Genomic DNA, 13,503 nt, shown 5'->3' with positions numbered 1-13,503 from the left:
GATGGTAATCATCTTCCGGGGGTTCGAGCACACGACAACGAGAGCCGGGATTTGATGAATGGATTGACGCGCCGCCAGATGGTCAAGGCGATGGCGGTAGCCGCGGGCACAGTCACCGCGAGCGCATTTACATTGGGTGCCAATACCTCCGTCGCGGGGGCGAACCCCGCACAGGAGATCAAAGTGCTCTCCCTCAATACCTGGCACGGCGGAACCAAGATCAACGGTGGCCTGCAACTGATCGCCGACATGATCATCTCGACACAGGCGTCGATAGTTCTCCTGTCGGAAGCCGGCACTGCGACAACTGCATTGGCCGACATGCTGACCAAATCAGGAACCACCTTCTACGGAGCAGCGTCCTCCGACGTCGGGATTCTCTCCAAGTTTCCGATCGAGGAAACAGCCGACCTGAACTCGATGATCAAGGCAGTCGTGACGGTCGACGGCAAACAAATCGCTGCTTACTCGGCGCATCTGGCCTACACGTCCTACGCGACGTATCTACCGCGCGGATACGGCGCGGGCGTTCCCAAGCCTGGAGAGTTCTCCGAGTTCGGCTGGAACAAGATGCCGTCCGGTCCGGTCACGGACCCCGAGACAATTCAGCGTGTGAACGTCAATTCGGGACGACCCAAGGCAATTTCGACGTTCATCGACGATGCGGCCAAAGAACGGGCCCAGGGAAGATCCGTCATCCTCGGAGGCGATTTCAACGAACCGTCGGCCCTGGATTGGACCGAAGGCACGCGAAATCTGTTCGACCACAACGGTGTCGTCATTCCTTGGGAATCCACTCGCCTGCTCGACCAAGCCGGATTCGTCGACGCTTACCGCAGTAAGTATCCGAACCCGGCCACACACCCGGGCTTCACCTGGCCGTCCGACAATCCCGACGTCGACACCTCACAGCTCACCTGGGCACCCGAGGCGGACGAACGCGATCGGATCGACTACATCTTCGCCGACCGCGCTTCCGACCTGAAGCTGGGATCTGTCGGAATCATCGGTCCGCGAAAGACGATCGTGCACAACAAAAGAGTGGAAGAGAACTCCCAAGACAACTTCATCGCTTCGCCGACGCCGTGGCCGACCGATCACAAGGCCGTTCTTGCGACGTATCGTTTTGCCAGCTTCGGCGGCGGATCATCGACCGGTTCGTGGAGCGGTTCCTGACAGGGCATCTCGTAGCCAGTCGATCATCATCGGCGTCAACTCGGGCAGCTTGGTCACTGCGCAGTGCCCCGCATCCGGGATGACGTGTACCTGCGTGTTCGGACGCTCCTCGAAGAGAGTGGTGTCCGAGAGCGGAATGTGAACGTCATCGGCCCCGTTGACCACAAGCATCGGGGTCCGGCCGTCGTCTGTGGTCATCAAGGCACTGCGATCGAAGGCGCGAAGACCCTGTACCAGTGCCTCTTTGGTTGCCGGTGCATCGAAACCCAGTGCGTTTCCGACGATGTCACCCATGCCGTAGACCAGGCGTTCCGCGTTCGCGGTCTCGAATGCACCCTTGACCGGGGCGCCGATGTTGATCACCGCATCGACGGCGCCGGTCAGCCCCGACCGCACGGCGAAGTTGCCACCGAAAGAGACACCCAGGTGCGCCACCTGGCCATTGCCGAGAGTGCGAGCCGTCGCCACCAATCCGTCGATCACCTCGTCACCGAAAGCATCGAGAGGAACCGGTGATTCACCAGTTCCAGGCTGATCGAAGGCAACAACAGTCACGCCGGCGTTCTTCGCGAATGCACTGACCAACGGATGCATGTCCATCTTCCAGCCGTCGACGCCACCGCTGAACAACAGGACGGGTGCGTCTTCGTACCTTCCGTACGCAGAGAGAATGTGTACCGGTAGCTCGATCTCGCCGGATCGGTAAGGCAGGGACAGGATTCGACGCTCGAACTCGAGCCCGAATCCTGGTGCTGCCTTGACGTATTCGTCCACCTGATTCTGCAGGGCCCGGCGCCGCGAATCGTTGGCCAACACTGGGAACTTGGCAATTCCGTAGATCATCGCCGCGAGTGAATGATTGCCCTCGGCGGAATACTTTGCCGCCAGCACAGACCACTCGTACGACCAACCACCCGGAGCGTCGGCCCAGGTCGAGTCGATGGACGCGCGCAATTCCTCGAGATCCGAGACGGGGAGCCCGAAGCTCAGGAACTGACCTGTTCGCTCTTCGAAGAGGCCTCGGTGATCGACAGGAAATTCGTATGACATGGGAAAACACCCCTCAATTCATCTCTAATGCAACGATCAGTTGCATTAGCTCAGTGAACCACGTGACTGGAACTAACACAACGCCTTGTTGCGATAAGGTTGGCCCATGACCTCGACACCACAGCGGCCCGGAGGGCGTAGCGCCAGGGTGCGCGAGGCCGTCCTGGCAGCCACCGCGGCCGAATTGTCCGAACGCGGATTCGCTGCGATGACCATCGAGGACATAGCCACCCGTTCCGGAGTCCACAAGACCACGATCTACCGGCGGTGGAGCACGCTCGCCCAATTGGTGGCCGACACTGCCGTCGAGGTGTCGGCAACCACCGTTCCCATCCCGGATACCGGTTCCATCGAATCCGACCTACGCGCGATGGCCAGATCGATAGTCGCACTGGTGACCAGCGAGTCGGGCGGCGCATTGGTGGCTGCACTGTTCTCGGACGCCGTCCGCACGCCCGAGGTGGCGACACTCAAGCGCGAGTTCTATTCCGCACGTTACGAACTGGCAGACATCGTAGTCCGCAGGGCGGTCGAACGCGGGGAGATCTCCGAGAAGGTCTCAGCTGCTGATCTTCTGGCGGCCGTCGCCGCCCCCATCTACTATCGCCTGCTGGTCGCCGATCTACCCGTCGACCAGTCGGTTGCCGATCGTGCTGCTGCCGGCGCGCTCGCCGCGGCCCGCGCCGGGGCACTCGATCAGACCGAATGAGCCAGTGTATTCAGAGCTTCCACGATTGCCTCGTTGAATCCGCCACCGCCATGCCCGGCGTCGTCGATCACCACCAACTGACTACCCGGCCACCGCTGGTGGATCGCCCAGGCAGTGTCCAGTGGCCCGGAAACGTCATACCGTCCGTGCACGAGAATCGCGGGAATCTCAGCGAGACGGTCCATTCCGTCCAATATCTGATTCGGCGCCAGGAAGCAGTCGTTACCCCAGTAATGCGTGACCAGCCTGGTCATCACGCGGCGGAAGTCCGGATTCTGGTATCGAACACTCGGAGTCCACCCCGGCATCAGCGACACGTGCACGTCTTCCCAACGGCACCACTGCAACGCAGCATTCTCCCGCACAACAGGATCCGGATCGGCGAGCAGTCGCGCGTATGCAGCGGGAAGGTTTCCGTCACGCTCGTCCACCGGCAGCGGCGCGACGAACTCTTCCCACTCGCGCGGAAACACTCTGCCCATAGCGCGGGTGATCCACTCGATTTCGACCCTCGTCCCGCCGGTGATCGCGCCCAAGGCCATCGCGATCACCCGCTCGGGAAACGCCTGGGCGTACACCAGTCCCAAACTGACGCCCCAGGAAAGTCCCGTGACGATCCATCGCTCGATACCGAGATGCTCACGAAGACGCTCGATATCGTCGAGGATGTGCGCCGTGGTGTTCACGGTCAGATCGACGTCCGGACTGCTCGCAAGCGGATGACTGCGCCCACAGCCCCGCTGATCAAACAGAACTGCGCGAAAGGCTTCGGGATCGAAGAAGCGCCTGGCACCGACGGTGCATCCCGAACCTGGACCGCCGTGGAGATAGAGAACAGGAATACCCGTCGGATTCCCGACGGTCTCCCAGTAGAGGCTCTGACCATCCGCCACTTCCAACAGACCGGACTCGTACGGTTCGACAGGCGGGTACAGGACAGCACTCATAGGCGGTGATTCTTCCATCAAGCCCCCTACTCGAGTAGGCAGCACGCAGCCGGGCAATGGCCTAGCGTGGACAGGACACCTCTGCGACGGGAGTACACCAGATGCGTGACGGGTTCAGGTTGCCGGGGTACGGCGGCGCCGCGGTCTTCCTTCGCAGTCATGCGGTTCCCGCCACTGTCTTCGAATCCGACGTGCCCACACTTGTTTTCGACGTCGGACTGCTCAGCCCCGATCGGTTCAATCAGTACCTCAGCCGGCACACGGACGAGGGGTTTGTCGAACGACTGGCGGCGTTCTTCTTTCACGCGGCCGCAGACTTCCATCCCGAGAATTCGCTCCCGTCGTTCACCGACGAACGACTCGGGCTGATGATCTCGGTCTGTTCCAGCACTGATCGAGAGGTGGAACTCGACTTCTCACTGGCCGAGGATCCCGAATCGGAGGACACCGAACGCGACGAGATGACTTTCGAGACAAGCCGAGTCGTCCTCGCGACCTCGGCGCAGACGGTTTCTCGATTGACCGGTGGAGTAACCACCCACTTCGACGGGGAGTTGTAGAGACATGGGTTTTCTCTTCGAGGTACTCGATTTTCCCGAAGGCAGTCGGATGACCGATCTGTGGAACAACACATGGGCCGAGCCGGCAATGGGCGAGGAGATTGCGTCCGGTCACTTCATTCATCTGGGCGACGATCAGCACGTCGACGTGGAGACCGATTTTCTCAGTAGCCACCTACCGTTCAACGTGGCAGGCTTCGGCGGAGTCTTTCCCGACGGCAAACCCTGGATGTTCGTCATGCAGAAGGCGCCGGCCGATCTCGCGACCAGGCTTCGCGGCGAGGACGATCCACACTCACTTTTGCGCGGATCACTCGACCGCGCCATGTCTTTCAACCCTGATGCACTGGTAGCCGAGGAATTGTCCTGGAGACACGCCGATCTGGTGAAGGTCTACGAGGAAGAGGGGATCCCTGCGGTATCCGTTGCCGGTTGGTCGGCTGCAGATCTCCTGCGTGGCCTCTTGACACAGTGTTGCAACGTCGAACTTGCCACCGTCGTCGCCGGATACCCGGAGTGCGCCTACCCCCAATCGGCGCATGCGTGCGAAGCGGACGTCTTCTCCGACGTGTTCGCCGGTTGGGTCAGCGGACTGCGGTGATGTGACGGAGGAGACTCCACCCCACCCACATTTCGGAGTAGACTCATTTATGAGCGTGATCCGAAATGAAGCGAGGTGAGCGGGATGACGAAGCCGGACCAGGAGTTGGGCCGTCGCGAACGCAACAAGCTCGAGAAGCAGACACGCATCTTCGACGCCGCGGCCGAACTGTTCGCGGAAAAGGGCTACAGCGCGGTCACAACTCAAGAAATCGCCGACCGCGCCGATGTAGCCGGCGGCACACTCTTTCGTTACGCCGCAAGCAAAGCCGAGTTACTTCTCATGGTGTACAACGCGGAGTACCGCAAGCAGATCGAACTGGGAGAAGAGCGTGAGGCCAAGTCGACGGGCACAGAAGACCGTGTGCTCGAGCTTGTTTCACCCCTGCTGATCGCAAGTCGCCGAAACGACGAGAACACCGGCATCTACCAACGCGAAGTGCTGTTCGGCGAGCCCAGCGAATGTTTCCGGGCCGAAGGCCTCGAACTCTCGCAACGCCTGCAAACGCGGATTGCACAAATCCTGCACGAGGGTCACCCCCACCACCCCACCCGAACCACCACTGCAGCGCGAACGATTTCCAACGTGCTGCACTTCGAAATAGCCCGCGCGGCATTGGACCGGATCACGGCAGACGAGCTCACGAACATCGTTGCCGCACAGGTCCGATTGACCCTTGCCGGACTACCCACCTAAAAGGATTGAGGATCGAAAATGACTGAACTGAAGCAGATCACCGTTCTGGGTACCGGAGTTCTCGGCTCGCAGATCGCCTATCAGACCGCCTACCACGGCTTCGACGTCGTCGCGTACGACATCAATGCGGAGGTCATCGAGAAGGCCAAGACTCGGTTCGATTCGTTGGCCGCGGCCTACAAGGCCGAGAACGTCGAGGGCGCCAAGGACGGCAAGGCCGACGAAGCGCTGCAACGGATTACGTACTCGTACGATCTCGCCGAAGCCGTCGCCAAGGCCGATCTGATCATCGAGGCAATTCCCGAGGACATCGCCATCAAGCGCGACACCTACGAGAAGCTCGCCACAGTAGCCCCTGAGCACACCGTGTTCGCAACGAACTCCTCGACGCTTCTGCCGAGCGACCTCAAGGAGTTCACCGGCCGCCCCGAGAAGTTCCTCGCACTGCACTTCGCAAATCACGTGTGGGTCAACAACACTGCCGAGGTCATGGGCACCGAGTCCACCGACCCCGCCGTGTACCGCGAGGTCGTCGAGTTCGCGAAGAACATCGGCATGGTGCCGATCGAACTCAAGAAGGAGAAGGCGGGCTACGTACTCAACTCGCTCCTGGTCCCGCTCCTCAACGCGGCCTCCGACTTGCTGATCGACGGCATCGCTGATCCCGACATGGTCGACAAGACTTGGCGCATCGGCACCGGAGCCCCGTTCGGCCCCTTCCAGATCATGGATGTCGTCGGGTTGACCACCGTCTACAACATCTCCTCCCAGGGCGGCGAGAAGCAGCGCGAATTCGCCGACTACATCAAGAAGAACTACATCGACGAAGGCAAGCTCGGCGTTGCTGTCGGCGAGGGCTTCTACAACTACAAGGGCTGACCGACTGCAGGGCTGACCGACTTACCGGCTCACCGCGCGGTGGCTACGACGTGAATTCACGTGGTAGCCACCGCGCGGACGTCTGTTGTCAGTGAGTCCGAAACCACCCTGAGCGATTGTGACGCAAGCTTCTTCACGTGCGAACCCATTCTCAGGAGAGATCCCCACATGCGTCGTTCCGTCATCTCGGCACTCACAACACTGGCACTGCTCGGTGCCGGAACACTGGCCGGCACACCCGCCGTCGCCGCTCCCCTCGCGTGTGGCGGCATCTCCACCGGTTGGTTCTCAGGTTCCGCCGGTGGCTCGGAGTACCTGTGCGCCAAGGAAGGTGATCTCCTGGACGTGCGCATCGGCGACGTTCACGCGACGCAACCTTCCCTCGGCTACGACGAGGTGTACTACAAGCTCGGGCGATACACGCTCGGAAAAGACACGATCAACAAGAAGTTCGACGACTGGTGTGAGGCGAACGGCCAGATCCAGGCCGCGACCGCCACTGCGGCGTCGACGCTGAAGGACCCGTCGTCCTTCACCTGCCAGCTCCCGGTCGGTCAGGAAACCGCCGAGAGCATCGCACCCATGAAGACCGTGGTCGTCGGCCCCCGCGGCGATCTCTACCTGACCGACGGGCACCACACCCTCACGTCCTTCATCGAGACGGCAGACGGGGGTCCCGACCTTCACGTGCGACTTCGAGTTCTCGGCAACCTCAGCGGCCTGAGTGAAGGTGCCTTCTGGACCGAGATGGAGAAGAACAAGTGGGTCTGGTCGCGTGACGTCGACGGAAACCAGGTGCCGGTCCAGTCCCTGCCGAAGAGCGTCGGCCTGGCGAACTTCGCCGACGACAAGTACCGCAGCTTGATGTACTTCTCCCGCGACATCGGATTTGCCGCAGGCTCGATCCCCTTCCAGGAGTTCTACTGGGGTGCGTGGGTCCGCGACACCGCGCCCGTCGACCTCACCAACTGGAATCGCGACGATCTCTCCAGCTACCTGAGCACCGTGAAGTCGGTGACCAAAGCACAGACTGCGTTGACGGGCGATGCCGTCGTCGACAGCGGATTCACGGCCACCGATCTTGGCGTCCTGTCGGCCTGGAACGACGGCAAAGCCGAGTCCAAGGGAGAGTTCGCAAAGCTGTCGAAGCCGTACACCGACGACAAGCCGGGCAAGATCGCTTACGCACTTGCCTACAAAGCAACCCTCTGACCTGCTCGGATCCAAGTCACACCCAACAGACTTGACTAAGGTAAGCCTCTACTCAGTAGTCTGATCCCATTCGGGTGCCGCTTCATCGAAGCAGCGACGCCCTGCCCTGACGGAATACATGCCGTCGTATCTGCCCGGTCGAACAATCTCCGGGCAACCAGGACAGGGAGAAGGTTGCTGCAGTGAGCACGTCCATCGTCGGTTTGTACGACCCCGCAGATGACAAGAGCAGTTGCGGGGTCGGGTTCATCACGCGCAAGGACGGCGTGCAGACCCACGATGTCCTGATCAAGGGCAGCGAAGCTCTCTGCTCGGTTCCTCACCGCGGCGGTATGTCCTCCGAGGGCGTCGGCGACGGCGGCGGGGTCTCGGTGGACCTCTCCCTCCGGTTCTTCCGCAAGGTCACCGGGCGCTCCGACCTACGTGCCGGACGCTTCTGCGTCGGCAACTTCTTCCTTCCCGACGACGACGCTCAGCATGCTCGCGCAGCCGCTCTGGTGGAACGCGAACTACTCGACCGAGGATTCACCACTCTCGCAGTGCGCGACGTTCCGGTCGACAACTCGGCGATTCGGTCGGCCGCGATCACACATCAGCTTCCGATCAGGCAGTGGATCTTCGAGGTCCCCACTCCGCGTCCCGAACCTGCGGTCGTCGATCGCCTCGTGCACGAAGCTCTGCTCGCCATCGAAGCCATCGCGTACAACACGCCTGCACTGCGCGGGTTGTACCCGCTGTCACTCAGCGCGAGAACTCAGGTTCTCAAGGGCCGCTTGAACTCCGACGAAGTGATCCCGTACTTCCGCGACCTGGTAGACCCCGATCACGCGGTGCACACGATGTACTTCCACACGCGATTTTCGACCAACACGGACCCGCATCCTACGATGGCGCAGCCGTTCCGCTTCATGGCTCACAACGGAGAACTGAACACCGACAAGAAGAATCGGCTCTCCGAAGCTGCAGTCGCCAGCGCAAAACGACGGGCGATCGTCCGTCCGCCCGGCCAGTCCGACAGTTGCAGACTCGATCAGACTCTGGAAGCTCGCGTCATCGAGGACAGCGTCGACCTGGTGACGGCTGTGGTCTCGATGATGCCGCCGGCCTGGGAGAACGACACCACCCTCTCCCCCGCAGTGCGGTCGATGTTCGAGTACTTCTCGCTGTACGAGGAGAAGAACGACGGACCGGCAGCGCTGGTGTTCGGCGACGGCACCATCATCGGTGCGCGCCTGGATCGCCTCGGTCTGCGTCCACTGCGCACGATCGAGACACACGACTACGTATGCGCATTCTCCGAAGCCGGTCAGATCGCATTCCCACCCGAGACGGTGATCCACCGTGGCCGCGTCGAAGCCGGCGGAATGCTCTACTTCGATCATCGAGATCGCCATACCTACACCGCACGTGAAGCTCTGGAGAAGATTGCCGCGCAGCGTGACTACCAGTCGTTGCTCGCGCACTCGCGAATCCTGATCGAAGACATTCCCGCCGTACCTGCGGAGAAGGTGAGCTCTCCGACGCGCTACAACGGCACTTTCGAGGTTCATCAGCGCTACATGGCGTACTCCCTGGATCAGGAGAGTTTCAAATTCCTGATGGATCCGATGCTCACGCACGGAGCCGAGAAGGTATCGGCCATGGGGTACGGCAACGCCATCAACGCGTTCAGCGACCGTGAAGGCGGTGTGGCACGGTACTTCTCGCAACGATTCGCCCAGGTCACCAACCCTCCGCTGGACAGCATCCGTGAGGCGGACGGTATGACTCTCCGGGTTGCATTGGGTGCGAAGATGACGGCCGGACAAGCCAAGCAGATCGTCATCTCGTCACCGATCCTCGGGCACCTGGACATGCTCAAGATCCGCGAACAGAACCACACTCCGCACCGCCGCTTCGAAATGCTCTACCCCGCCGAGGGTGACGCGCAGGCAATGGTCAGCGCGATGACCGCGCTCGGCGACGCTGTTGTAGCCTTCGCGGCCGAACAGGGCGGAATCGCAGTCCTGACCGACCGCCACGTATCTCACGAGCGCGCAACACTTCCCGCGATCATGGTCGTCGCAGCATTGAACCAACGCCTCATCGACGCGGGCCTGCGATTGCGCGTCTCTCTCATCGTGGAGAGCGGCCAGATCGAGTCCTCACACCACGTTGCGGCTGCACTCGGTTTCGGCGCTTCGGCCGTCTACCCGCTGTCCGTTCAGTTACGGGCTGAGGAGAAGTTCGCCGCTGACCCGGATGCCGCGTTCCGGCGATTCGCGAAAGCTGCCGAAAAATCCCTCATGAAGACGATGGGACGCGTCGGCCTGTGCACCGTCGAGAGCTACATCGGCGGCGAATTCTTCGAACCCAACTTCCTCGATACGTCCGACCCTGTTCTGCGCCAGTGGTTCCCCAACATGAAGTCACCGGTAGGCGGCGTCGGATTCGAGACGGTTGCGGTGACCTCGAAGCAGTGGCACGAGCGTGCGAGCGAAGTCGGGGGTGAGAAGGACCTACCACTGCTCGGCCTGTTCAAGGAGCGTGCAGACGGCGCAGGGCATTCGTTCGGTACCACCGCGGTCCGCAAGTACGTCGAGCTCACCGAGGAGAAGATCGCGTTCGACAGCCCCTCGGGAACAGAACAATTCGAGGCTCTGCGTCTCCTTCCCCTCGGACGGCTCGACGACGCCTTCCGCCTCGACGCCGGGGCATACCGGGCGACGAGCTTCGACCGGCTGACCACCGAGCAGATCGACGACTTCGACATCACCGCCGGGTACCGGGACTTTTCCACTGTGATGGCTGCGGAACGATCGCGTCGTCCCGCCGCGTTGCGCGATGTCATCTCCGTGCCCGGTGATGTCACGTTTGCGGTGACGACAGCCGAGTTCACCGACCAGATCAGTCGATTCTCGGTGCGCGGCAACACAACGATCGTGATGCGCGGAATCCAGTGCGAATCCGACGCAGACGACCGGTACACGCTTGGCCTGGACGGTCCCCTGGCCGACGACGCCGCTCGGGTGGTAGCACTCGGCGATGCTCTCTCCGCCGCCTTTGCCGACTACGTCACCATCGAAGCCACCGCGCCGGATCTGGTGCTGAAGGCAACCGGTGTTGCGGCAGAGTTCCTGTCCAAGCTGAGGGTCGCACCGGCAGGCGTGCCTCTCTCCGAAGTACAGAGCGCCAGCGCCATCACCCCGAAGTTGGCCTCGGGAGCCATGAGTCACGGCGCTCTCAATGCTCCGGCACACGAAGCCGTCGCACATGGCACGAACATGGTCGGCGCGATGTCCAACAGCGGCGAGGGTGGTGAACACCTGTCTCGTTACAACACAATTCGAGCTTCGCGTATCAAGCAGTTTGCATCGGGCCGCTTCGGAATCTGGGCGGGATACCTCGCCGACCCCATGCTCGAAGAGATCGAGATCAAACTCGGCCAGGGCGCAAAACCCGGTGAGGGCGGGCAGCTTCCAGCCGCCAAGGTCACCGTCGACATCGCAGCGGCCCGCGGCGGAACGCCCGGCGTCGAACTGGTTTCTCCACCGCCGCACCATGACACGTACTCCATCGAGGACCTCGCTCAGCTCATCCACGACTGCAAAGCAGCGCGGATCCGAGTGATCGTGAAGTTGGTGTCGTCGGAAGGAATCGGCACCATCGCCGTCGGCGTCGCCAAGGCCGGCGCTGACGTCATCAATGTCGCCGGAAACACCGGCGGCACCGGCGCCGCGTCGGTGACCAGCCTCAAGTACGCGGGCCGTGCGGCCGAGGTCGGTATCGCCGAGGTCCATCAGGCTCTGTGTGCCAACGGTCTTCGGCAGAAGGTGGTTCTACGATGCTCGGGCGCGCATCAGACCGGTAGCGACATCATCACCTCGGCGCTGCTCGGCGCGGACAGCTTCGAGTTCGGTACGTCGGCGCTGATGATGATGGGCTGCGTCATGGCCAAGAACTGCAACGTCAAGTGCCCCGCAGGTCTGACCACCAACCCGGAACTGTTCGACGGCGATCCCCGCGCCATGGCGCAGTACCTTCTCAATATCGCTCACGAAACTCGGGAACTGTTGGCAAATCTGGGAATGCGATCTCTTCAAGAAGCGCGAGGCCGAACCGATCTCCTGCATCTGATCGATCACCCGTCCATCGTCGGAAATCTGAACCTGGACGCGATGTTCGCGTCGGCGCCGGACATCACTATCGCCAATCCCGTGTACCTCGAGCGTGAGTACGCGCTAGACGAGAAGATCATGGGCGAGGTTCGCGCGGTGCTCTTCGACCGCGGCGAGGCCTCGGTCACCGTGTCCGGAACCGTATTCGCCGAAGGTGCACTGCACCTGGGTAACCGGAACAAGAGTGTCGGCGGGCAATTGGCGGTCGACCTCGAACGTGAACTCAACTACGGAGCGGCCGGACTTCTCGCTCCGGGAGTACTGACCGACGACCGCGGGCGACGGTATCTGGCTCCAGGCAGCGTGCGCGTCCTGACGACTGGATCTGCTGGCCTCTCGTTCGGCGCATTCTGCAATGACGGCATGCACCTGGAGCACACCGGGACGTGCAACGACGGTGTGGGAAAGAGCATGAGCGGCGGAGTGATTGCCGTGCGCAGCCCAGGCGGCGGCTCCAGTGACGCCGGCGGCAACGTGTTGATCGGCAACTTCGCGCTCTTCGGCGCCACCGGTGGACGAGTGTTCGTCGAAGGTGAAGCAGGCGATCGCTTTGCGGTCCGCAATTCTGGCGCCAGTGCTGTCGTCGAAGGTGTCGGCGACTTCGCCGGCGAATACATGACAAACGGTGCTGTCGTGAATCTCGGCGAGTTCGGCAAAGGCGTCGGCAACGGCATGAGTGGCGGGTTCTTCTATCAGTACGACCCTCGCGGCGAACTGGCACTGCGAGCAAGTACCGATTCCGTGCTACTGGGTTCGATCACCGCTGCGACCGACCCTCTTGCCGCCGTCCACAACCACGCAGTGCAACTCTTGCTCGAACTGCATGTGGAGGCAACGGGATCCGCGCTCGGAACCCGGCTGCTCGAGAACTGGGAAGTCGAACAGCACTCGTTTGTCTACGCGATGCCCAAGGCGCTGATGCTCTACCAGGACAGCGACGCCATCCTGGCTGCCAAAACGCACAAGGAACTTCTCGAAGAATTGGCGTCAGCCATCGCAGCACGTCAGGTTCGCACGTTCAAACTCGCTGTGCGCGACGGGCGCCCTGCGCTGGGCGGTGCGGTCCCCGGCTACGGCGAGACCGATACTGCGACGATGTATGCGTTGCTCAGTGAGTACACCGTGCTTCACTTTGCGCAACAACTCGCCGCCGCCCGCACGCCGGGTGCGTCCGGACCCGACGATCCGACGCTGCAGAAAGCTGCCCGCAACCTGGTGCTGACCGAGGACTTTGCACTCGTCCAGCACCTGGTCAAGTACTCGAAAGAGATTCTGGCCGGCTACGACGACGAACAATTGGCAGCGCTGATTGCAGCCAAGCGGGTCGACGACTACAAGCAGGCGTTGAGTCTGCGCAACGTGCTGGCGATGGACAGCCCAGCGACGTACGGGTGGATTCTGTTTCAAGACAACAAGAACCGGGACAAGCTCGGATCGCTGCCGAACTTCGACGAGTTGTTCGCCTCGCGTGCGATCCCCGACCTGGTCTCCTGACCTCCTCCCCCGAACGTAGGTG

The 13,503-nt window shown here is 61.8% G+C and carries 10 protein-coding genes; 8 read left to right on the top strand and 2 right to left on the bottom strand.

All coding sequences use genetic code 11. The features are described 5' to 3' along the window. Window positions 1-54: 54 nt before the first annotated feature. Window positions 55-1,176 (top strand): endonuclease/exonuclease/phosphatase family protein, encoded by a 1,122-nt coding sequence (locus ACFQ6Y_RS00805; RefSeq protein WP_378627829.1) that lies wholly within the window; start codon window positions 55-57, stop codon window positions 1,174-1,176. On the opposite strand, the gene ACFQ6Y_RS00800 is transcribed toward ACFQ6Y_RS00805, so the two are convergent. Beyond that, the gene (locus ACFQ6Y_RS00800; RefSeq protein ID WP_378627827.1) at window positions 1,147-2,226 is read right to left on the bottom strand and encodes an alpha/beta fold hydrolase; all 1,080 of its coding nucleotides are present in this window, start codon (window positions 2,224-2,226) and stop codon (window positions 1,147-1,149) included. The two genes, ACFQ6Y_RS00805 and ACFQ6Y_RS00800, sit on opposite strands and share 30 nt — an antisense overlap. A gap of 106 nt (window positions 2,227-2,332) precedes the next feature. On the opposite strand from ACFQ6Y_RS00800, the gene ACFQ6Y_RS00795 reads away from it, so the two are divergent. Continuing rightward, on the top strand, window positions 2,333-2,935 hold the full coding sequence (locus ACFQ6Y_RS00795) for a TetR/AcrR family transcriptional regulator (RefSeq protein WP_378530560.1): 603 nt from the start codon (window positions 2,333-2,335) through the stop codon (window positions 2,933-2,935). On the opposite strand, the gene pip is transcribed toward ACFQ6Y_RS00795, so the two are convergent. Next, window positions 2,923-3,882, bottom strand: coding sequence for a prolyl aminopeptidase (pip, locus tag ACFQ6Y_RS00790; RefSeq protein ID WP_378627824.1), 960 nt, complete (start codon window positions 3,880-3,882; stop codon window positions 2,923-2,925). The two genes, ACFQ6Y_RS00795 and pip, sit on opposite strands and share 13 nt — an antisense overlap. Before the next feature lie 101 nt (window positions 3,883-3,983). Between pip and ACFQ6Y_RS00785 the strand changes: the two genes are divergently transcribed. From ACFQ6Y_RS00785 to ACFQ6Y_RS00760, 6 genes are all read left to right on the top strand, one after another. Then, window positions 3,984-4,442, top strand: coding sequence for a hypothetical protein (locus ACFQ6Y_RS00785; RefSeq protein ID WP_058038394.1), 459 nt, complete (start codon window positions 3,984-3,986; stop codon window positions 4,440-4,442). A gap of 4 nt (window positions 4,443-4,446) precedes the next feature. After that, window positions 4,447-5,043 carry a hypothetical protein gene (locus ACFQ6Y_RS00780; protein WP_378627822.1) on the top strand — a complete coding sequence of 199 codons (597 nt, stop codon included), beginning with the start codon at window positions 4,447-4,449 and terminating at the stop codon, window positions 5,041-5,043. An 84-nt stretch (window positions 5,044-5,127) separates the two neighbouring features. Further along, the gene (locus tag ACFQ6Y_RS00775; protein ID WP_378627820.1) at window positions 5,128-5,739 is read left to right on the top strand and encodes a TetR/AcrR family transcriptional regulator; all 612 of its coding nucleotides are present in this window, start codon (window positions 5,128-5,130) and stop codon (window positions 5,737-5,739) included. Between the two features lie 18 nt (window positions 5,740-5,757). Continuing rightward, window positions 5,758-6,618 (top strand): 3-hydroxyacyl-CoA dehydrogenase, encoded by an 861-nt coding sequence (locus ACFQ6Y_RS00770; RefSeq protein ID WP_378530552.1) that lies wholly within the window; start codon window positions 5,758-5,760, stop codon window positions 6,616-6,618. A 168-nt stretch (window positions 6,619-6,786) separates the two neighbouring features. Then, entirely contained in the window at window positions 6,787-7,830 is a 1,044-nt protein-coding gene (locus ACFQ6Y_RS00765) for a ParB/Srx family N-terminal domain-containing protein (protein WP_378627796.1), read from the top strand. 182 nt (window positions 7,831-8,012) lie between these two features. Next, window positions 8,013-13,481 (top strand): glutamate synthase-related protein, encoded by a 5,469-nt coding sequence (locus tag ACFQ6Y_RS00760; protein ID WP_378627793.1) that lies wholly within the window; start codon window positions 8,013-8,015, stop codon window positions 13,479-13,481. Window positions 13,482-13,503: the final 22 nt, after the last annotated feature.

The organism is Rhodococcus sp. NPDC056516 (assembly GCF_042794655.1).
Lineage (GTDB): Bacteria > Actinomycetota > Actinomycetes > Mycobacteriales > Mycobacteriaceae > Rhodococcus_F.
Note: the sequence above shows the minus strand (reverse complement) of the source record. Positions and strands in the feature narration are given on the sequence as shown.